Annotated in this window: 26 protein-coding genes; 9 read left to right on the top strand and 17 right to left on the bottom strand. The window is 63.8% G+C overall.

Translation table 11 applies throughout. The annotated features are described in order from the left end of the window. Positions 1-7: 7 nt before the first annotated feature. Together ACFWUP_RS17875 and ACFWUP_RS17870 are read right to left on the bottom strand one after the other, a co-directional pair. Entirely contained in the window at positions 8-1,519 is a 1,512-nt protein-coding gene (locus ACFWUP_RS17875) for an ABC transporter ATP-binding protein (protein WP_379235534.1), read from the bottom strand. A 9-nt stretch (positions 1,520-1,528) separates the two neighbouring features. After that, entirely contained in the window at positions 1,529-2,614 is a 1,086-nt protein-coding gene (locus ACFWUP_RS17870; protein ID WP_379235532.1) for a BMP family protein, read from the bottom strand. A gap of 251 nt (positions 2,615-2,865) precedes the next feature. Between ACFWUP_RS17870 and ACFWUP_RS17865 the strand changes: the two genes are divergently transcribed. From ACFWUP_RS17865 to ACFWUP_RS17850, 4 genes are all read left to right on the top strand, one after another. After that, the gene (locus tag ACFWUP_RS17865; protein ID WP_379235530.1) at positions 2,866-3,558 is read left to right on the top strand and encodes a hypothetical protein; all 693 of its coding nucleotides are present in this window, start codon (positions 2,866-2,868) and stop codon (positions 3,556-3,558) included. Continuing rightward, positions 3,542-4,792 (top strand): amidase domain-containing protein, encoded by a 1,251-nt coding sequence (locus tag ACFWUP_RS17860; protein ID WP_379235528.1) that lies wholly within the window; start codon positions 3,542-3,544, stop codon positions 4,790-4,792. The genes ACFWUP_RS17865 and ACFWUP_RS17860 overlap by 17 nt, the downstream gene beginning before the upstream one ends. Before the next feature lie 125 nt (positions 4,793-4,917). Beyond that, positions 4,918-5,214, top strand: coding sequence for a hypothetical protein (locus tag ACFWUP_RS17855; RefSeq protein ID WP_379235526.1), 297 nt, complete (start codon positions 4,918-4,920; stop codon positions 5,212-5,214). Positions 5,215-5,235: 21 nt separating this feature from the next. Next, complete coding sequence (locus tag ACFWUP_RS17850; RefSeq protein ID WP_379235524.1) at positions 5,236-5,574, top strand: hypothetical protein; 339 nt, start codon at positions 5,236-5,238, stop codon at positions 5,572-5,574. A gap of 24 nt (positions 5,575-5,598) precedes the next feature. Here the strand turns inward: ACFWUP_RS17850 and map are convergent, their stop codons facing one another. The 10 genes from map to ACFWUP_RS17800 all read right to left on the bottom strand — a co-directional run bounded on the left by map (position 5,599) and on the right by ACFWUP_RS17800 (position 12,054). After that, complete coding sequence (gene map, locus ACFWUP_RS17845; RefSeq protein ID WP_379235522.1) at positions 5,599-6,396, bottom strand: type I methionyl aminopeptidase; 798 nt, start codon at positions 6,394-6,396, stop codon at positions 5,599-5,601. Positions 6,397-6,432: 36 nt separating this feature from the next. Beyond that, a complete protein-coding gene (locus tag ACFWUP_RS17840) occupies positions 6,433-6,978 on the bottom strand; it encodes an adenylate kinase (RefSeq protein WP_379235520.1) in 546 nt (181 codons plus the stop codon). Further along, complete coding sequence (secY, locus tag ACFWUP_RS17835; RefSeq protein WP_379235518.1) at positions 6,975-8,297, bottom strand: preprotein translocase subunit SecY; 1,323 nt, start codon at positions 8,295-8,297, stop codon at positions 6,975-6,977. The genes ACFWUP_RS17840 and secY overlap by 4 nt, the downstream gene beginning before the upstream one ends. A gap of 165 nt (positions 8,298-8,462) precedes the next feature. Beyond that, on the bottom strand, positions 8,463-8,906 hold the full coding sequence (gene rplO / locus ACFWUP_RS17830) for a 50S ribosomal protein L15 (protein WP_101464424.1): 444 nt from the start codon (positions 8,904-8,906) through the stop codon (positions 8,463-8,465). A 2-nt stretch (positions 8,907-8,908) separates the two neighbouring features. Then, entirely contained in the window at positions 8,909-9,088 is a 180-nt protein-coding gene (rpmD, locus tag ACFWUP_RS17825) for a 50S ribosomal protein L30 (RefSeq protein ID WP_056819257.1), read from the bottom strand. A gap of 1 nt (position 9,089) precedes the next feature. Continuing rightward, complete coding sequence (gene rpsE, locus ACFWUP_RS17820; RefSeq protein WP_379235516.1) at positions 9,090-9,749, bottom strand: 30S ribosomal protein S5; 660 nt, start codon at positions 9,747-9,749, stop codon at positions 9,090-9,092. Positions 9,750-9,780: 31 nt separating this feature from the next. Beyond that, entirely contained in the window at positions 9,781-10,188 is a 408-nt protein-coding gene (rplR, locus tag ACFWUP_RS17815) for a 50S ribosomal protein L18 (RefSeq protein WP_378903950.1), read from the bottom strand. A 2-nt stretch (positions 10,189-10,190) separates the two neighbouring features. Next, positions 10,191-10,730 (bottom strand): 50S ribosomal protein L6, encoded by a 540-nt coding sequence (gene rplF / locus ACFWUP_RS17810; protein ID WP_379235514.1) that lies wholly within the window; start codon positions 10,728-10,730, stop codon positions 10,191-10,193. Between the two features lie 15 nt (positions 10,731-10,745). Further along, on the bottom strand, positions 10,746-11,144 hold the full coding sequence (rpsH, locus tag ACFWUP_RS17805) for a 30S ribosomal protein S8 (protein WP_194825885.1): 399 nt from the start codon (positions 11,142-11,144) through the stop codon (positions 10,746-10,748). A 256-nt stretch (positions 11,145-11,400) separates the two neighbouring features. After that, positions 11,401-12,054, bottom strand: a complete 654-nt coding sequence (locus ACFWUP_RS17800) for a YoaK family protein (RefSeq protein ID WP_379235719.1) — start codon at positions 12,052-12,054, stop codon at positions 11,401-11,403. A gap of 424 nt (positions 12,055-12,478) precedes the next feature. On the opposite strand from ACFWUP_RS17800, the gene ACFWUP_RS17795 reads away from it, so the two are divergent. Then, the gene (locus ACFWUP_RS17795) at positions 12,479-14,032 is read left to right on the top strand and encodes an alpha/beta hydrolase (RefSeq protein WP_379235512.1); all 1,554 of its coding nucleotides are present in this window, start codon (positions 12,479-12,481) and stop codon (positions 14,030-14,032) included. Here ACFWUP_RS17795 and ACFWUP_RS17790 read toward each other — a convergent pair. Continuing rightward, on the bottom strand, positions 14,025-14,237 hold the full coding sequence (locus ACFWUP_RS17790; RefSeq protein ID WP_379235510.1) for a hypothetical protein: 213 nt from the start codon (positions 14,235-14,237) through the stop codon (positions 14,025-14,027). The two genes, ACFWUP_RS17795 and ACFWUP_RS17790, sit on opposite strands and share 8 nt — an antisense overlap. Positions 14,238-14,409: 172 nt before the next feature. On the opposite strand from ACFWUP_RS17790, the gene ACFWUP_RS17785 reads away from it, so the two are divergent. Together ACFWUP_RS17785 and ACFWUP_RS17780 are read left to right on the top strand one after the other, a co-directional pair. Then, the gene (locus ACFWUP_RS17785) at positions 14,410-14,850 is read left to right on the top strand and encodes a hypothetical protein (protein ID WP_379235508.1); all 441 of its coding nucleotides are present in this window, start codon (positions 14,410-14,412) and stop codon (positions 14,848-14,850) included. Positions 14,851-14,875: 25 nt separating this feature from the next. Further along, entirely contained in the window at positions 14,876-15,529 is a 654-nt protein-coding gene (locus ACFWUP_RS17780; RefSeq protein ID WP_379235507.1) for a Uma2 family endonuclease, read from the top strand. Positions 15,530-15,605: 76 nt separating this feature from the next. Here ACFWUP_RS17780 and ACFWUP_RS17775 read toward each other — a convergent pair whose 3' ends face one another. The 3 genes from ACFWUP_RS17775 to ACFWUP_RS17765 form a co-directional block, all read right to left on the bottom strand. After that, positions 15,606-16,049, bottom strand: coding sequence for a hypothetical protein (locus ACFWUP_RS17775; protein ID WP_379235505.1), 444 nt, complete (start codon positions 16,047-16,049; stop codon positions 15,606-15,608). Further along, positions 16,046-16,798: a hypothetical protein gene (locus ACFWUP_RS17770; protein ID WP_379235503.1), complete on the bottom strand. Its 753-nt coding sequence runs from the start codon at positions 16,796-16,798 to the stop codon at positions 16,046-16,048. Before ACFWUP_RS17770 ends, ACFWUP_RS17775 begins: the two co-directional genes overlap by 4 nt. Positions 16,799-17,193: 395 nt before the next feature. Continuing rightward, positions 17,194-17,340: a hypothetical protein gene (locus tag ACFWUP_RS17765; protein ID WP_379235501.1), complete on the bottom strand. Its 147-nt coding sequence runs from the start codon at positions 17,338-17,340 to the stop codon at positions 17,194-17,196. 260 nt (positions 17,341-17,600) lie between these two features. Between ACFWUP_RS17765 and ACFWUP_RS17760 the strand changes: the two genes are divergently transcribed. Both ACFWUP_RS17760 and ACFWUP_RS17755 read left to right on the top strand, forming a co-directional pair. Next, a complete protein-coding gene (locus ACFWUP_RS17760; RefSeq protein ID WP_379235499.1) occupies positions 17,601-17,825 on the top strand; it encodes a type II toxin-antitoxin system VapB family antitoxin in 225 nt (74 codons plus the stop codon). Beyond that, positions 17,822-18,223 (top strand): PIN domain nuclease, encoded by a 402-nt coding sequence (locus tag ACFWUP_RS17755; RefSeq protein WP_379235497.1) that lies wholly within the window; start codon positions 17,822-17,824, stop codon positions 18,221-18,223. The genes ACFWUP_RS17760 and ACFWUP_RS17755 overlap by 4 nt, the downstream gene beginning before the upstream one ends. A 100-nt stretch (positions 18,224-18,323) precedes the next feature. Here the strand turns inward: ACFWUP_RS17755 and ACFWUP_RS17750 are convergent, their stop codons facing one another. Then, positions 18,324-18,509 carry a type Z 30S ribosomal protein S14 gene (locus ACFWUP_RS17750; RefSeq protein WP_056818387.1) on the bottom strand — a complete coding sequence of 62 codons (186 nt, stop codon included), beginning with the start codon at positions 18,507-18,509 and terminating at the stop codon, positions 18,324-18,326. Position 18,510: the final 1 nt, after the last annotated feature.

Here is an 18,510-nt window from a genome sequence, read left to right as displayed (position 1 = left end):
GATGTCCTCAGCTCGCGGGGTCTGTGGGACGGTGGCCTGCCATCAGCTGACCGATGATCTCGCGCGGCGTATCCGGGTCGAGCACGCCGACGATCTGCCCGTTGTGGATCACCGCGATGCGGTCGGACAGGGCCAGGATCTCGTCCAGCTCAGCGGAGATGAGCAAAACCGCGGTGCCCGAATCACGTTCGGCGACGAGGCGACGGTGGATGAACTCGATGGCACCGACATCAACGCCACGGGTGGGTTGCGCGGCCACCAGAACCGAACGCGGTCTGGAGAATTCGCGCGCGATGACCACCTTCTGCTGATTACCGCCCGACAGCGCCGACACCAACTCGCCGGGCCCTCTGGTGCGGATGTCGAAATCGGCGATGGCTTTGTCTGCCAACGTGCGAACCGCCGCGGTATCGACCACGCCCCGATGCGATAGCGGTTTGTCGCGATATTGGTTGAGCACAAGGTTCTCGGCCACGGTGAAATCGGCGGCCAACCCGTCACGCCCACGATCCTCCGGGATGTAGCCGAGCCCGGCGACGATCCGCCGGTACGGATCCCACCCGGTCACCGGCACACCACCCATCTCGACCGAACCGTCATCGGGCGTGACCGTCCCGAGCACCGCCCTGGCCAGCTCGGTCTGCCCGTTGCCCTCGACCCCGGCCAGCCCGACGATCTCACCCGAGCGCACCTGCAGATTCAGCCCGTCGAGCATCGGCGTACCCCGGTCACCGAGCACCGTCAGATCCTTGACGTCCAGCGCCACCGCACCCGGCTGCGCGGGCGGCCGATCCACCGTCAACACCACGGACCTGCCGACCATCGCCGCCGCCAGCTCCGCCTCGGTATCGGACGGCGACGCCTGCGCCACCACCTTCCCCCGTCGCAGCACAGTGATCGAATCCGCGATGGCCTTCACCTCTTTGAGCTTGTGGCTGATGAAGATCACCGACATTCCCGAGGCGGTGAGATTGCGAACGATCCCGAGCAACTCGGCGACCTCGGGCGGGGTGAGCACCGCGGTCGGTTCGTCCAGGATCAGCAGATCGGTCCGCCCCGACAGCGCCTTCACGATCTCCACGCGCTGCTGCACCCCGACCGGCAACTCCTCGCAGATCGCGTCCGGGTCGAGCGCGAGCCCGTACCGCTGCGACACGTCCAGGACCGCCTGCCGCGCGGTCGCCCGATCCAGGCTCCCCCGCTTCACGTGTTCGCGCCCCAGCTGCACATTGTCGGCGACGCTGAACGGCCCGACCAGCTTGAAATGCTGATGCACCATGCCGATTCCGGCCGCGATGGCATCGCTGGGCGAGCGCAGCCGCACCGGCTCACCGTCGATCAGGATCTGCCCGGTGGTCGGTTCGAGGATGCCGTACAGCATGTTCATCAGCGTCGACTTGCCCGCGCCGTTCTCCCCGAGGATCGCGTGTACCTGCCCCGGCTCGACGATCAGATCGATGCTGTCATCGGCGAGGAAGGAGCCGAATGCCTTGGTCAATCCCTGTACTTCGAGTCGCATAACGGTCCTCTACAGCTTCGGGGCGGCCGGGGAGTCGATCACGATCTTGCCGTCGACGATGTCGCGTCGCAGGGCGGTGAGCTCCTGTTTCAACGGCTCGGGCACCTTCGCGTCGAAGTCGTGGAACGGTGCGAGACCGACCCCGCCATTGCTCAGCGTGCCCACGTACCGGCCGTCCTTGACGCCCCCGCCGTAGGCGTTGTCGATCGCGACGCGCACCGCGGCGGCGATGTCCTTCATCGACGACGACAGCATGATGTCCTTGTACTCGGCAACCGCGAGGTAGCCATCGGAATCCACCCAGATCATGGACACATTCGACGAGTCCTGCACCGCCGAGGCTCCACCCATGCCGACCGGGCCTGCGACCGGGTGGATCACATCGGCACCCTGGGCGATGAAGTTCTCGGTGAGCGAGCGGCCCGCGCTCGTATCGTCGAAGTTGCCGGTGAACGAGCCGTTCTGGTCGCCCACATTCCAGCCGAGCACCTCGACCTTGCTCCCGTGCGCCGCGTTGTATCCCGCGACCCCCGCGGCGAACCCGTCCATGAAGATCGTCACCGCGGGAATCTGCATGCCGCCCCAGGTGGCGACCCGACCGGTCTTCGACATCCCCGCAGCGAGATAGCCTGCGAGATAAGAGGATTGGGCAGCGTTGAACTCCATCGAGTACACATTGGCCATGTCGATGTGCGCGTCGATGATCGCGAAACGCTGATCGGGATATTCCGAGGCGACCTGCGCCACCGCCTCGGCCATCAGGCCGCCGACGCCGATCACCAGATCGCAGTCGTCATCGGCCGAGGCGCGCAGGTTGGGCTCGTAGTCGGCGGAACTGTTGGACTGGCGATAGGAACCGTAGACGCCGGGGTTGGCGTCGATCGCGGCCTTGACCCCGTTCCAGCCGGATTCGTTGAACGATTTGTCGTCCACCCCGCCCGCGTCGGTGACCATGCAGGTCTCGAAACCCGCACCAGCCGACCCGTAGGTATTCCCCGAGCCCATGTAGCGCGACTCGGCAGGCGGCTCACCACACCCGCCGAGCAACACCGTCGCCACACAACCGGCGACGACCATCGCGATCCCGGATCTCATTACTCAGAGATACAGGATCACCCCCACCCGAACCCGCATTCGAAACATTACTTCACCGAAAAGTCGCGAAAGATCTTCGGTGGTCACCACGGTCCAGTCGTTTTCGTGAGTTGGCCTTGGGTGTCGAAGACGGGGCATCGGCCAGCAGCAGGGCCGCCACCGATTGACCGACCAGTTCGCCACCGCTACTGTGCAGACCAGACGACGACGCAAATCAGTTGTCGTGGTAGATCATTGCCGGGGGGCAGACAGTGGCGGTCGCTGGTTGGTACAACCACTACGACGATCCAGACGACGAATACTGGAGCGAAGAGCCAGAACGCGACCGAGTCGGCCCACGCACCGGAGCTGCCGTACAGCAGCATTTCACTCCAGAACTGAGCGTGATCAGATTCGTCCTCGACGACGAGTGTTTTCCGCAAGACGTTCACGCCGCGGATGACTGGACATTGCGCGTTACGCCCAGTAGGTACGACGGTGCGCTCATGGACGCCTATAACGACGCGCTGAGCGCGCTTCGTACCGAGGATGACCGCCTGATCCGGCTACCCACGTCCGCTTCGTTCCGCGAAGCGGCGCCCGTGTTGCTACTAGCCCGAACCGCCGAGGAGTATCGCCAGACATACCTGGATCTGATGGGCGAGATAGTCCACCGGGCGCAAGGCCACATCCCCGCTGGGGACATCGAGCCAACGGTGCGCGTCGAGGCAACCAGATTTCAGCTGACCTCGATCGAAGTCAACGCGCGGTGGGCACGAGTCGCAGGCGGCCAAGCTCTGACTGCGGAACTACTCGAATGTGTAGCCGCAATCAAGGCGCAACTACCGGTGCTCGTCACCGACCCGGAACTCGACGCGCAACCGGATGGGGAACTGTTCCTCAGGTTGGCTCGTCACGCCGAGTACCTCGCTGATCTAGGAGCCCCAGATGGTTACCTTCGCTGACCTCGTAGCCGCGAAACCAAGCCTGTGGCAGGTGGCGGCCGATGACATGCTCGTTGTCGCAAAGCAATCTGAGCGAACAAGCTCGAACATCCATGCCAATGGCATCTCGGCATTGCAGGAGAACTGGAAAGACAGCACCGGCGACATCGCCCGCGGAACTCTTGTCGAAGTCGCCAATCGCCTGGTCAATGCCGGTGTGCTCGCCCGTGGCGCAACGTCGGTACTCGACGTTTTCCAGGATGCGATTGATGTGGCCCAGCGAGAACTCACTACGGCCGTCGCCAACGCCGAACGTGCGGGGCTCGCGGTAGACGGAGAGGGCAACATCACATCAGCCGAGGGCAATTTCGGCTTCGACACGATGCTGGCTTTCGGGCGCGCACGGCGGCTGATCGATGACGCCGTGCAGGCAGCGACGCAGGCCGACATCGCGTGCGCCCAGGGGCTCTCCACCTTGACCGTCGATCCCAACACCATTACGACCATCGACGCGCGCATCCGTCAGCGAGATGCCGTCCATCAGGGCCTGGCGGCGTTGCGAGATCAACTTCCCGTCGGGATGCTGTCCGGCGACGTCACGGCTTGGTGGAACTCCCTGACGCCGCAGCAACAAACCGACATGATGCGGGCGCTGCCGGTCGACCTCATGAATCTCGACGGAATCCCCGACGAGGTGAAGAAGACACTGTCAGATGACAGCAGTGGCTACAACCCGACGAAAACCGTCGAGTGGGCGTTGAACAACGTCAACAACACGAGCATCGACGTCTACGGCGAGAACGGAAATTGCACGACTTTCGTCTCACATGCATTACTCAATGGTGGCCTGGAGCAGAAGCTGGACGAGTTCGGCGGCATTCACAATGACGAGAATTGGGGAAGGGCGCCATTGGCGGATGTCATCTCCTCGTACCCGGGGGCGACACATAGCGATACATGGTCAGCGGCCGACCTCAACCGCAAATTCTTCCTCGAGAACGGAGGCACAGAGGTCCCGGTCAGCCAAGCCCGTCCCGGCGACATTGTGTACTTCAATTACGCGGACGGCGGCCCCGATAATGGGGAAAGCCACCATGCAGCGGTCGTGAGCGCCGTGTTGCCGAACGGCGAGGTGCTCTACACCCAGCACACCAGCAATGAGGTGAATCTCAGCCTGCAGGATCGGCTACCCATGGTCGAGCTCTCAGAGGGGCAACAGGCGATATCCATAGTGCGACCGAAGCAGACATGGTAGTGGGACAGCGCCGAAGGACTCTTGTTTGGACATGGCTCCTGAGCGGCATCGGGCTACTCGCGATTATCGCACTCAATCTATTGGCTCGGGCTCGACAACATCGAGTCGACGAGTGGACTACGGCCATGCGCGATCTGAAGTGCCGGGGCGATGTTCCGTGGCGCGACGAAGTCATTCTTCTAGATGCAGTCAACTTGGGTTGTGGATTCGTCGCGTTAGCAATATCCGTCATTATCGGTGTGGTGTGGATAAGGCAACGCGAGAAGTTGCGCCTGCTCATTGTCGCGATCGCATCGATTGGAGCGGCTTATGCCGCAATTCACCTGCTCATTGCAATCGTGACCCTGTTGGCAATAGACCTCGACATGAGTGTAGACAGTCCCCTCGGGGGCGGCGATGGGCCGTGCCCGAGCAGTGCCTAGCGCGAGAGAAGGCGAGTCCGGATGAGCGACAAGATCGATATCGCCCCCGACCAGGTAATAACGTCAGGTGGCCTACTGACAACCGAGGCAGATGAGGCAACGGCCGCCTTGGCACCGATGTTCGATTCCGCCGAACCAGCACAGAATGGAAACCCGGGCTTCGAGACAGGCGCAAAGCTTGTCGCGCTGGCCAGTCTGCTCAAAACCGAACTGACCGACTCCATCACCGACCTCGCCACCGCCGGGCAAAATATCGTGACCGCGGCAAACCAGCTCCAGAACATGGACGCCGGAAACGCGACCGGCATCAGTCGCATCGCCACGGCGCTCAACGGGCTCGGAAGACCGTCCGAGAGTTGAGTGGCGATCAGCATACTCCCGAAGTCACTCCGGGCGGAGGGTGAGGATGCGCGGACCGTCCTCGGTGACGGCGACGCTGTGCTCCCAGTGCGCGGCGCGCGAACCGTCGGTGGTGACCACGGTCCAGTCGTCGCCGAGCGTCTTGGTGTCGGTGGTGCCGAGGGTGAGCATCGGCTCGATCGCCAACACCGAGCCCACCACCAGGCGCGGCCCCTTACCGGGCGCGCCTTCGTTGGGCAGGAACGGATCCATGTGCATCTCACGGCCGATGGCGTGGCCACCGTAACCGTCGACGATGCCGTATTGGCGACCGTGGATCTCCTCGGCCGCGCGCGTACCGAGTTCGATCGCGTGCGAGACGTCGGTGAGGCGGTTGTCGGGGATCATGGCCGCGATCCCGGCTTCCATCGACCACATCGTCGCCTCCGACAGCAGACGGTCGGCCTCGATGATGTTGCCGATGCCGAACGTCCACGCCGAGTCGCCGTGCCAGCCGTCGAGGATGGCACCGCAGTCGATGGAGACGAGATCACCCTCGGTGAGAATCTCACTCGCCGAGGGGATCCCGTGGACCACACGGTCGTTGACCGAAGAACAGATCGAGCCGGGGAAGCCGTGGTAACCCTTGAACGACGGGACGGCGCCCGCGTCCCGGATCGTCGCCTCGGCGACCTCGTCGAGCTCCAGCGTCGAAACGCCGGGCTTGGCCGCCGCGCGAACGGCGACCAGCGTCGCGCCGACGATCGCGCCGGCTGCAGCCATGGCATCCAGCTCGCCCGCCGAACGGAACGGCACGACCTTCTTCTTCCGGTTGAAGACCATCCGGCCTCAGTACTCCGATCGGGGGGAAGGGAAGAGCTACTTGCCGAGCGCCTTGAGCGCCCGCGCGTTGACTTCGTCGACCTCGCCGACTCCTTCGACCGTCACGACCAGACCGTCGTAGTACTCGAGCAACGGCTCGGTCTCCTCGCGGTAGACACGCAGACGGTTGTCGATCACCTCTTCGGTGTCGTCGGCCCGGCCGCGCGCGAGCATCCGCTCCTTGAGCAGCGACTCGGGCACCACGAAGCAGAGCACGGCGTCGACCTTGGTGCCGTGGTGCTCGAGGATCTTCTCGAGCGCGTCACCCTGGTCGACCGTGCGCGGGTAGCCGTCGAGCACGAAGCCGTTGGCGGCATCCGGCTCGGCCACGCGGGCCTCGACCATCCGGTTGGTCACGTCGCTGGGGACGAGGTCGCCCGCGTCCATGTACTTCTGTGCCTCGCGACCGAGGGCGGTCTGCTGGCTGATGTTCGCGCGGAAGAGGTCTCCGGTGGAGATGTGCGGAACGCCCAGCTTCTCTGACAGCAGGACGGCCTGAGTACCTTTGCCGGCACCCGGCGGACCGAGCAGAACAACTCTCACTTGAGGAACCCTTCGTAATTTCGATTCATCAGCTGGCTCTCGATCTGTTTGACCGTATCGAGACCCACGCTGACCATGATGAGCACCGCGGCACCGCCGAAGGCCATGTTCGCCGACTGGCCTGTGCTGCCCGCGCCGAGGAACAGGCTCGGGAGCACGGTGACCGCACCGAGGTAGATCGAGCCGGGCAGGGTGATGCGGCTCAGCACATAGTTCAGGTAGTCGGCGGTCGGCTTGCCCGGACGATAGCCCGGAATGAAGCCACCGAACTTCTTCATCTCCTCGGCGCGCTCCTCCGGGTTGAAGGTGATCGCGACGTAGAAGTAGGTGAAGAAAACGATCAAGCCGAAGTAGATGGCGATGTAGACCGGGTTGGTCGGGTCGACCAGGTACTTCTGGATGATCTCCTGCCACCAACTCGGATCCGTCGTGGTGCTGGACGAGGTGAGCTGCGCGACCAGGTTGGGCAGGTACAGCAGCGAGGACGCGAAGATCACCGGGATGACACCGGCCTGGTTGACCTTCAACGGCAGGTAGGTCGACGAGCCGCCGTACATCTTGCGACCGACGACGCGCTTGGCGTACTGCACCGGAATCCGGCGCTGACCCTGTTCGACGAAGATCACGGCCACGATGATCGCCAGCACGGCGACACACACCAGGCCGAAGACCAGGCCACCACGGGTGTCGAGGATGGCCTTGCCGTCGAGCGGGATACGGGCGGCGATACCGGCGAAGATGAGCAGCGACATGCCGTTGCCGACACCGCGCTCGGTGATCTGCTCGCCGAACCACATGACCAAGCAGGCACCGGCGGTCATCACCAGCACGATGATGACCATGCCGAAGATGCTGGTGTCTTCGAGGATGTCCTCCTGGCAGCCCTGCAATAGCTGACCACGCGCGGCGAGCGCGACGAGGCCGGTGGCCTGCAGGATCGCCAACGCGACCGACAGATACCTGGTGTACTGCGTCATCTTGGTCTGGCCGGATTGGCCTTCCTTGCGCAGTTCCTCGAACCGCGGGATGACGACGGTCAGCAGCTGGATGATGATGCTCGCCGTGATGTACGGCATGATGCCGATCGCGAACACCGAAAGCTGAAGTAGCGCACCACCGGAGAACAGGTTGATGAGCTGGTAGATACCGGCGGAATCGCCACCGGAAACCAGCTTCACGCACTCCTGGACGTTCTGGTAGTTGACGCCGGGGGACGGCAACGCGGCACCCAACCGGTACAGCGCGATCAACCCCAGCGTGAAGAGAATCTTCCGCCGTAAGTCCGGAGTCCGGAAGGCCGATACGAAGGCGGAAAGCACAAATCCTCCTGGCGAACGACATGGTCATGCCATGCGACTGAACCACTGGACAGCATGTGGAATCGTCAGCCGATGACGAGCTTGGCAGACAACACTTGGAACTCTAACAGTGACACCGGACGAGCTCGCGACTCGTCCGGTGTCAGCTGTTAACTAACAGTACCGTCAGGCCAGTTCGGTGACAGTGCCACCGGCTGCGGTGATCTTCTCCTTGGCGGAGCCGGTCACCTTGTCGGCGGTCACCTGGATGGCGACACCGATCTCGCCGTCGCCGAGAACCTTGACGAGCTCGTTCTTGCGAACGGCCCCGGCCTCGACGAGTTCTGCCTTGCCGATGACGCCGCCCTGGGGGAACAGCTCGGCGATGCGACCAACGTTGACGACCTGGTACTCGACCCGGAAGCGGTTGGTGAAGCCGCGAAGCTTCGGCAGACGCATGTGCAGCGGCATCTGGCCACCCTCGAACGCCGCGGGGACGTTCTTGCGTGCCTTGGTGCCCTTGGTACCGCGACCGGCGGTCTTACCCTTGGAACCCTCACCGCGACCCACACGGGTCTTCTCGGTCTTGGAGCCAGGGGCGGGACGCAGGTGATGCAATTTGATGGTCATGTCTAGACCTCCTCAACTGTTACGAGGTGGCGCACGACGTTGATCAGACCGCGGTTCTGAGCGTTGTCCTCACGAACCACCGACTGGCGGATCTTCCGCAGGCCGAGTGTCCGCAGGCTGTCGCGCTGGTTCGACTTGGCACCGATCGTGCTCTTGATCTGAGTTACCTTGAGATCAGCCATGTCAGGCTCCCTGTCCCGCACGCGCACGCAGCATGCCCGCCGGAGCGACATCCTCGATCGGCAGACCGCGACGAGCGGCAACCTCTTCGGGACGCTGCAGCATCTTGAGCGCGGCCACCGTCGCGTGAACGACGTTGATCGCGTTGTCGCTACCGAGCGACTTCGACAGAATGTCGTGGATACCGGCACATTCGAGCACGGCACGGCACGCACCACCGGCGATCACACCGGTACCGGGCGAAGCCGGACGCAGCATGACCACACCGGCCGCCGCCTCACCCTGAACCGGGTGGACGATGGTCGAGCCGATCATCGGGACGCGGAAGAAGCTCTTGCGAGCCTCCTCGACACCCTTCTGGATGGCCGCGGGAACTTCCTTGGCCTTGCCGTAGCCGACGCCGACCAGACCGTTGCCGTCACCGACGATCACGAGGGCGGTGAAGCTGAAGCGACGACCACCCTTCACGACCTTGGAGACGCGGTTGATAGCGACGACGCGCTCGAGCTGGTTCTTCTCGGCAGCGTTGCCGCCACGGTCGTTACCACCGCGACGATCGCCACCGCCACGACGGTTGCCCTCAGGGCCACCGGCGTTGCTGTTGTTGTTGTTGTTCGGTCCGGCGGGTCCGCCGCCGCCATCGCGCCGCTGACGTCCCGGCATCAGACGTTCCCTTCGTTCGCAAATTCAGTCATCAGAACTTCAGCCCACCTTCACGAGCGGCATCAGCCAGCGCCGCGATACGGCCGTGGTAGTCGTGACCACCACGGTCGAACACGACCGCCTCGATACCGGCAGCCTTGGCACGCTCGGCGATCAACTGACCGACCTTCGCGCCCTTGGCGGACTTGTCACCTTCGAGCGCACGCACGTCGGCTTCGATCGAGGAGGCGGCGGCAATGGTGCGGCCCACCGAATCGTCGATCAGCTGAGCGTGCAGGTGGCGCGCGGAGCGGTTGACCACCAGGCGCGGACGCACGGTGGTGCCTTCGACCTTCTTGCGAAGACGGAAGTGACGACGGGTCTTGGACAGACGACGCTTCGTGGAAGCGTCCTTGCCCAGCGGAATCCGCTTCGCCTTCTGGTTAGCAGTTTGCGCCATGATCACTTACCCGTCTTTCCGACCTTGCGGCGAACGACCTCGCCGGCGTAGCGGATGCCCTTGCCCTTGTACGGGTCGGGCTTACGCAGTCCGTGGATGACAGCGGAGATCTGACCGACCGCCTGCTTGTCGATCCCGGACACCGAGAACTTGGTGGGCGATTCCACCGCGAAGGTGATGCCTGCCGGGGCCGTGATCGGCACCGGGTGGCTGTAACCGAGGGCGAACTCGAGGTTCGAACCCTTGGCCTGAACGCGGTAACCGACGCCGAAGATTTCCATCTTCTTCTCGTAGCCCTTGGTGACACCCTCGATCATATTGGCGATCAGGGTGCGGGAAAGGCCGTGCAGCGAACGGTTCGCGCGCTCGTCGTTGGGACGAGCGACCTCGAGCTCATTGCCTTCACCCTTGGTGACGACGATGGGCTCGGCCACGGTGTGCGAGAGGGTGCCCTTAGGGCCCTTGACCGTGACAACCTGGCCGTCGATCGTGACATCGACGCCGGCCGGAATCTCGATGGGCTTCTTACCAATACGCGACATTAGTCCTGACCTCCCTTACCAGACGTAGGCGAGGACTTCGCCCCCGACGCCCTGCTTGGATGCCTGACGGTCGGTGAGCAGACCGGTCGACGTGGAAATGATCGCCACGCCGAGGCCGCCGAGGACCTTGGGCAGGTTGGTGGACTTCGCGTACACACGCAGACCCGGCTTCGAGACGCGACGCAGGCCCTGCAGGCTGCGCTCACGGCTGGGGCCGTACTTCAGATCGACGACGATGGCCTTGCCAACGGTCGCGTCTTCGGTGCGGTAATCGGCGATGTAGCCCTCACGCTTGAGGATCTCGGCGATGTTCACCTTGATCTTCGAGTGGGGAGCCTTCACCTGATCGTGGTACGCCGAGTTGGCGTTGCGCAGACGCGTCAAGAAGTCTGCGATCGGATCAGTCATGGTCATGGTTAGACCTCGACACCTTTCTCGCTGCGGTTCCCATGCAACATCCCCGGCACGCATACGCGCAGGTGACCGTGGGCCTACAACAATTCGGCTGGTCCGGTCGGCACTTACCGACCGGATGAGTTCTCTTGCGAGCTCTCGGCGCCTGGGGGTCCACTCACGCTGAACGTGGAGCGGACACAGATCTGCCCAGGCAACCGCTCTAGTGTAGGCAATCCCGTGGTCAGGACAAAACCCGGGGGTACGGCGACCTTCGTCACGCGGCGGTGTGATCGGCCCCGGTGGACCGGTAGGTGATCAGGATGGCCGAAGCCGAGACGCCCGTGGCGACGATCAGCATCATCTCACCGCCGACGACCATGCTCATCAGTCCACCGAGCAGGGCGCCGAGCGCGAAGGCGCCGTATTGCAGGCCGTAGCCGAGCCAATCGCGCGAACTGCCGCCGCTGACATGGCTTTCGATGCCCTGGCTCAGTTTCACGACCGTTCCGGTGGCGTAGCTCAGCGGCACACTGACCTCGCCGTTCTTGACGAAGGCGGTGTTGAGCGCGCCCACCGCGAAGGCGACGAACGCGATCGGGATGAAGCCGACCTCCTGGCCGCCGGTCTGGTCGAGGGCGTAGTCGACGACCGCGGCCGCGGCGAGCGCCACGGTGGTCACCACGGACGCGCCGTAGTGCCCGCTGCGCCACAGCCGTCGGCGCAGCATCGAGGCCACGAACACCCCGAGGCCGAACGAGAAAAGCAAGGTAATGGCACCGACGGCCAGCAGATGATCGTTGTCGAACCAGCCGAGAACGGCCCGCTCGGTATTACCGGTCATAAATGTCACGAAATACCCGGCGGAATGCGTATAAGCCGCCGCGCCGATGAATCCGGCCAAAATCGAAAGAAAGGCGACCATCGGCATCGCACCCGCCGGAATCCCGCGTAGGGGCGCCCGGTGGGCCAGGTCACGGGTTCCATTTTCTGTGGTCAGGGTCACAATTCACATCCTCTGCATTCGGTCGGCAAGGGATCGACACTGACACCCATCTACATGCTGCATTCTCACGCAGCCCCCTCGACAGTAGCGGCGAAATAAATTGCCGACCAGCGTTGAGATCACACTCTCGAAAAATACACAGGATTATCAGGCGCGGGTAATACTGCGGTAACCGAACAATTTGCACTGAATTCCGAACAATGAACGGCTCGACCTGCGGCGATGTCACCTCCGCGGCGCGCTCGCATCGCGAATTGTGTTCGATCACAACGACTTTGCGCTCATAAGCCGTGCTCACGAGTGTGGTAGTTTCGCGAGGTTCGTCGGATCTGCGCAGGAGGCTCGGCCGTTGTTTTCCCACCGTGCGTATCGCCGGGGCTCGGCCGCTCTACTCGCCGCACTGCTCGGGATCGGTGCGCTCGTCGCGCCCGCGAAGGCAGAGGCGTATGTCGACCAGCTCGCCGACAACGCCGCCACCCCCACGCTGGCCTGGGAGTCCTGCGCGGACGGCTTCGAATGCGCGCTGGCCCAGGTACCGATGGACTACAACAGCCCGCAAGCCGCGCAGATCGATCTGGCTGTCATCAAGTTGCCCGCCGCCGATCCCGCGCAGCGCATCGGCTCGTTGTTCGTCAACTTCGGCGGCCCCGGCCCCTCCGGTGTGGATCGACTCCGCGAACGCGCCCGCTGGCCATGGCTGTTCTCCGACGAACTGCGCGCCCGCTTCGACCTCGTGTCCTGGGATCCGCGCTCGGTCTCGCGCAGCGCGGGCACCCAGTGCTTCGACAGCACCGCCGAGCAGGCGAACTACCTCGGCTCGTTCCCCGGAACCCCCACCGACCCGAACGACGAACCCGCGTTCTTCGCCGCATCCGCCGACATCGCCGACCGTTGCGCCCGCAACGCGGGCCCGATCCTGCACCACGCCTCCACCGCCAATACCGCCCGCGACCTGGATCTACTCCGCCGCGCGGTCGGTGACGAAACCCTGACCTACCACGGCATCTCCTACGGCACCCAGGTCGGCGCGGTGTACGCCAATATGTTCCCAGGCCGGGTCCGCGCGATGGCGTTCGACGGTTCGCTCGATTTCGAGGGCAATGTCAACGGCCACGGTGCCGACGGCGCGAACCTGCCTCTCGATACTCGCCAGGGCGTAGCGGCGGGTATCGCCGAAACCTTCGACACCTTCCTGCGCGACTGCTCCGCCGCAGGTCCACGCTGCGCGTTCGCCGCGGGCGACCCGAAACTCAAGTGGATCGCGCTGGCCGAACGCGCCCGCATCGCCCCGATCACGGTCGACGGCACCCCATGGACGTACTCGCAGGTGGTGAGCGCCGCGGGCAGCCTCTCCCGCCCCGAAACCTATCCCGACCTGGCGATTCTGCTCCAGAATCTCTTCGACTCGGCGACCGTCCTGCCCACCAGGACCCCCGATGCCCTCTTCTCGAGTGAGCACCCCGCCAACCGCGTCGAAGCCTTCTACACCATCCAGTGCTCCGACAGCACCGTCCCGCGCGACCCCGCCGTCTACAGCCAGGTGGCCGCCGCCGAGGACCTCCAGTCGCGCGACTTCGGCCGCACCGCGGTCTTCAACGCCACCCCCTGCGCCTTCTGGCAGGGCGAGGACCGAGACCGCTACACCGGCCCATGGAACCGCGAAACCGCCGCCCCGATCCTCGTCCTCAACAGCCGTTACGACCCCGCCACCCCGCTACGTGGCGCGAAAGCCGGTGCGGCCCAACTGAACCGGGCCCAGGTAGTCGTCATCGAAGGCGCGGGCCACAGCTCCATGTACGTCCGGAGCACCTGCGCCGAACACCTCAAACGCGACTACCTGTTCACGGCCCAGCTCCCGCCGGCCGGCATCAGCTGCGGAATCGACCGCTCCCCGTTCAGCTGAACATGCACAGCAGATCGTAGAGCGGCGGCTTCTCCACACTGCCCGTAGCGAACAGAATCCCCGCCAGCGGCGAGCAGATCAGCGAGGTCTCAGAAGACCCCGACCCTCCCGACCCGGAATCGGCACTGGGGGCAGCGGATGCGACGGCGGCGGGGGCACCGAGGAGTGCGACGGACAGGACTGCGACTGTGGCGAACTTCTTCATGCGCCCAAAGAACACATCAATCCCCGCCAATGGAGTGAAATGTAAACATTTCATCCAAAGTCGGTGACATCCCACAAATCCGCGAAAGCATCGATCTCGCCCCGAGAACCCCCGCCGCCGTAGAGTTCGCACGGAGCCGGACTTCGGACCGCTATCACTTCACGGGGGATTCATGACCTACGACGACAGCGAATGGCACTCGGACACGACCTCGGACCTAGGTCTGGATCGCGACGCCGCAGCCACCCACATCGGAATCTTCTACGCCTGGGCCGTCGCCCACGACCTGCACTCGCCGACCAGACTCTTCTGGGGCGAACCCGAGCCCCGGCCCCGACCGGAGCTCGCTGAGTTGCGCGATCGCACCAAGACACCGGGCCAATACCTACTCGACCACTGTGCCGGCCAACTCGACCACGGCGATCTCAACGATCGCGGCCGAGCCTTCGCCGACGCCGCCTACCGCCCCTATCTTCGTGCCTACGACTACGTCCCCGAAATAGCCCGCCACGAGACCATCTACCACGCACCCGACACCTGGGAAACCTACGACGCCGTCGCGCCACTCCTCGACGAGGCCTGGACCGAATGGACTCGCCACCACGAACGCTGACCACCCCCGCGCCTATCATCGAGCCATGACGAACGCGCACCACCAGCGCCCCGACCTGCCCGAATACATGACGTGGGAAGAACTCGAGCAACTCCCCGAGGAAATCGCCTCGTGCATCGAACTGTGGGAGGGACGCGTGGTCTGGGCGCGGCGTGGGCCGGGAGAACATCAAGAAGCCAGCAACCTGCTATGGAGCACTCTCCGCCGAGATGCCAAGCGCGCGATGACCAACGAGCCCGAGCAGTGCTGGGGGGTTCGCACCGAGACGAACGTCTTCTTCGGCCAGCACGGCAAATCCGATTTCGTGACACCGGACTTCATGATCCATCGATGCCTGGGCGAACCGTACGCCTACGTCCGAGCGGACGACGCGGTCCTTGTCGGCGAGGTTCTCTCTCCCTCGAACACAGCCGCCGAGATGGACGAAAAGCGGGCAAGATACGCGGCAGCGGGTATCCCCTGGTACTGGGAAGTGACCCTGCACCCACAACGCAGCGAGATCGCGTACGTGCAGGCATACGGCCTGGCATCAGGCACCGGGGCCTTGCCTGCGGGCGTCTCACCGCTCCACAAGGCCAACTACCTTCTCGCCGACGCGTGGTCACCGGCCAACTCCAGCGAAATCACCATCGCCAACCCGTTCCCGATCACCATCACCTGGGCCGAACTGTCGCTCTGAAACCCCGCGACAATCAACCACTACCAGGCGGGCCTCAGCATCGGTCGGGAGTGGATTTCGCTCCGCCTGCCAAGACCTAGTCGGTCGACTCGGGCGAGGCCCCTTGTTTATCCAGGCGTATTGACCCGAAGCGCAAGAGTGGCAAGGTTGGGCGATCGACGCCGAGCTGTGCGCCGAGATTACTGACCGCCGAGCGTACGTACGGGTACACGGCCATCACCCCAACCTTCTCCGTGAACTCACGAACAATTTCAGGCACCACGGCTCCAGACGGAGAGAGAGTGAATACCGCGCCGACGTCGACCTTGTACTGCGCGCCACCCCCATCCACAGCGGCACGGCAACGGATTTCGATCTCAGCCGACTCGACACGGCTTACCACCTGTATCGAGTGCCGACTCTCCTCCGAGTCCGTCCGCGACGCCGCAACTTCGTAGAATCGAATATCCACCAGTTCCGCATGGTCAACCAGGTCGTGGACACTCGCATACGTACGAGTCTCGTCGGTCGCCTCGCTCATGCTGCTAGCACAAACTGCTGTACGCCCACAGCGCCGTAAACGTCATCGCCCTGCAGCGCGACTGCGACCCGGAGGGGCGTGTAATTAGGTTGGCTCACTGGCAATGAGAAGGCGTCGAAGTGAGAAACACCCTGCTGGATCATCCTGTCGAGTACGCAATGGTCCTCAAGTGTCGGCAGTGCTGACTCGTTGAGTTCAGTCACGCCGACAGCCTCGATCCAGCGAACCACACTCGCCCACAGCCACAACCCGCCGGAAGCCAGTGTGACGGGAGCAGGGAACGACCGTGCGTTGTGCCTCTCGCCACGAACCCAGTTGCCGACAGCCTGCCTGGACATATCCAACCGGTCCGCAATGTCCTGTCTGGAGACAAGATCCTGGTAGGTGCGCAGCGGCGTTACTCCTGCGGCCGCGAGCGCCTTCGCCGCGCGTAACCCAGCCTCGATCGCTGTCTCGGCATCGACCAGGGTCGTTGCAACAGTCAAGCCAAGCGCCCCGCTGATCGTGGTGCCCGGCAACGCTTCCATCGCCTGATCGATGCGGGGATCGTCAGCCTCGACTGTCTCGATCACAAACGCGATCTCGAACTCATGAGCAGTCATGCCACCATGATGCCTTCCGCCGAGCCTGTTGTCAATTGACAACAGGCTCGGCGCACTATCAGTTGCCACGATCCTTTCGCAGCTCAGCGATTGTTTTCTCCAGCCCTTGACATTGGCGATCGAGGACTCGCGCTTGACTCTTTCCATCACCTTTCGGCGTGTGATCGAACCTCGCGAACGGCGCCGGGGGCGGAGCCCATCGAAACCCTGGGTCCGGCGGCCACAGCCCGTATCCGTGCCCTTGCTTGCGAACTCTCCACCCCCTCTTCAGCCACTTCTCGACCGTCGCCGGGACCTCCTTGGTCCCCTTGTACGCAGCACGTACTTCGGCCAGACTCGACTCTTCCCAGGATCCCTGGTTACCCACTTTTGGCTCGCGCCTCCCTGCGGTCGGACAGCTGTTGCCCGGCCCGAAGCCAGCAGCAGATACGAGCGACGATCTTAGCGACCTCGGCAGCAGAACCGTTGCGTCGCAGGCTGATCCTGCGTGTATCGCCGGGCCGGAGAACCTATCGGTCCCGGATGCACGCCGAGAACCGAGATCACCGCGCTGGTTCCTCGGCGGTCCGCGCGTAGTGCGGTGCCTGCACTTCCATCTGGTCGATCACCAACCGGATCGCCTCGGGCTGCTTGTGCCAGAAGGAGTGTGAGGGCACCGGGAGGTACCGCTCCTGCTGGTCGTCGACCATCGACAGCAGGCACGGACTTCCATCCCGGAGATCCGTGCCTTTCGCGTGCCTGCCGGTCAATCGCCACAGCTGAACTGCGGCGATAGCGCGGATGCGGGAACAATCACCGGCCACGGATCGTCGGCGAGTTCGTCAACCACCAGCGCGTCGAGGTCGCGTCGCAGTTCGTCGGCATCGAGTGCCGGAACCCCGACGAAGGATTGCTGGGCCTTCGCGGTCGGATATACTTTTTGAAAAGTAGATATCAACCGGAGGTTCAGATGGCACGGACAGTGGTCGATCTCGATGATGCCGCGCTAGCCGAGGCGGCTCGATACCTGGGAACAACGACCAAGAAGGATACCGTCAACGCCGCGTTGCGCGAGATCATCGATCGCCGCCGCCGTGCTGAGGCGATTGCCCGGATGCGGGCACTGGTGGCCAGTGGTGAGATCGACCTACCCGAAGCCGAGCCGGTACGCCCAGGTCATGAGTCAGCCGCGTGACCGAACGGTTCCTTGCCGACACCAGCGCTCTGGTGCGATTCTTTCGCGGTCAGACCGGTGCGCAATGGGATCAGCTGGCCAGCTCCGGCCTGTTGGGAATCTGCGAACCCGTTCGCCAGGAATACCTGCGCGCTGCCGGTGGGCGCCCCGCTTACTATGAGGCCGCCAGCTTGCTCCACGAGATCTTTCCCTACTTCTCGATGCCCGAATCCTGCTGGGAGCATTCCGCGCTGCTGCAGGATCGCCTCGCCGAGAAGGGCTGGCACCAGAGCGCGGGCCCAGTCGATCTACTGGTCGCGGTGACCGCCGCGCATCACAAATTGACTGTGCTGCACGCGGATTCAGACTACGAGACCATCGCCCGTCTCACCGGTCAGCCCGTTCAACGCATTGACTGAGATGCCCACGAACGCAGCAAGGCACGGACTCTCCGACGAGAGTCCGTGCCTTGCTCCGATATTCGCCTAGGCGGCGGGTGCGCTCACGAAGAGCGCGAGCTCACCAGGAGCTCTTGTGCACGCCCGGGAGCTCACCGCGGTGCGCCATTTCGCGGACGCAGATACGGCACAGGCCGAACTTGCGGTAGACCGCGTGCGGGCGACCGCAACGCTGGCAGCGGGTGTAGGCGCGAACCGCGAACTTCGGCTTCGCCTCGGCCTTGATGCGCAGTGCTTTCTTAGCCATG

It is taken from the genome of Nocardia sp. NPDC058658, assembly GCF_042716665.1.
GTDB lineage: Bacteria > Actinomycetota > Actinomycetes > Mycobacteriales > Mycobacteriaceae > Nocardia.
The sequence above is the reverse complement of the archived record's forward strand: the minus strand, read 5'-3'. Positions and strand labels throughout refer to the sequence as shown.